At 64.6% G+C, this 1,283-nt stretch carries 2 protein-coding genes; one reads left to right on the forward strand and one right to left on the reverse strand.

Annotated elements, in window-relative coordinates; genetic code table 11:
- Window positions 1-10 precede the first annotated feature (10 nt).
- Window positions 11-397, reverse strand: coding sequence for a YraN family protein (locus tag B3V69_RS15440; RefSeq protein WP_296447904.1), 387 nt, complete (start codon window positions 395-397; stop codon window positions 11-13).
- Here B3V69_RS15440 and rsmI point away from each other — a divergent pair.
- The coding region (rsmI, locus tag B3V69_RS15445; protein ID WP_296447905.1) for a 16S rRNA (cytidine(1402)-2'-O)-methyltransferase at window positions 397-1,283 on the forward strand (887 nt) is incomplete at its 3' end. The two genes, B3V69_RS15440 and rsmI, sit on opposite strands and share 1 nt — an antisense overlap.

Raw genomic sequence — 1,283 nt, forward strand, 5'->3', positions numbered from 1 at the left:
TCAATACGCATCAAGACGCATCAAACGCGGCCTGCAACCATTGAATGCCGCCGGCTTCCAGCAGCACCACATCGAAACGGCAGGGTGGCGACTCACGCAAGCGCATCAGGTAATGACGGGCCGCAAAAACAATGCGTCGCTGCTTGGTCGCGCTGACGCTGGCGGCCGCTCCGCCGTGGCTCGCGCTTTTGCGCTGGCGCACCTCGACAAAGACCGTGGTGCCGTCAGGCGCACGCATGATCAGGTCAATTTCGCCACCGCCGCGCCCCGGCGTCCGATAATTGCGCTCCAGAAGGCGCAAATGAGCCTGCTGCAAATAATGCAGCGCGGCATCTTCGGCCGCGTCGCCCACTTGCTTGGTCGTTGCGGCCTTGGCCTTGATTTGAGGGAACACCATTGATTTCTACTTATGCCTCCGCCTTGAGCGCCGCGTTTGACGCGGCATCTGGCCAGAATTATCCGCCCGGCGCGCTCTACGTCGTCGCCACGCCCATCGGCAACCTGGCCGATATCACCTTGCGTGCGCTGCACGTGCTGAATCTCGCCGAGTCGATTGCCTGTGAGGACACGCGCCACACCCACGCCTTGCTGCGCGCCTATGGCATCGACAAATCCGCGTCGCAACTGCTCGCCGTGCACCAGCACAACGAAGCGCAAGCGGCGCAAACCGTGATCGAGCGGCTGCGCCAGGGGCAGCGGGTAGCCTATGCCAGCGACGCGGGCACGCCGGCCATCAGCGACCCCGGCGCACGGCTGGTGGCCGCCGTGCGCCTGGCGTCCTTGCCGGTGATTCCGCTGCCGGGGGCCAGTAGCGTGACCGCAGCCCTCAGCGTGGCGGGCATTGCAGGAGAGGGCGCGCAGCATGGCGAGTTTGTTTTCGTTGGCTTCCTGTCCTCCAAATCAAGCGAGCGCGCCAGCGCCATCGAGGCCCTGGCCAGCGAGGCGCGGGCGGTGGTCCTGCTGGAGGCGCCGCATCGCATTGAAGCGCTGGCCACGGCACTGGCGATTTTGGGGCCCCGATCCATCACCATCGGGCGTGAGTTGACGAAACAGTTCGAGGAAATCGCCACTGTCGCGGCGAGCGATTTTCCGGCCTGGCTGCACGGCGAGCCGAATCGAAGTCGTGGTGAATTTGTGCTGGTGCTGCATCCGGCGCTGGTGACGGCAGAACCCGGCAACGAGCAGCGCGTGCTCAAACTGCTGCTGGCCGAGTTGCCGTTAAAGACTGCCGTCAAACTGGCGGCCGATATCACAGGCGCCTCGCGCAACGTCTTGTACGACGC

It is taken from the genome of Rhodoferax sp. UBA5149, assembly GCF_002413825.1.
In the GTDB taxonomy this organism is placed as follows: Bacteria; Pseudomonadota; Gammaproteobacteria; order Burkholderiales; family Burkholderiaceae_C; genus Rhodoferax.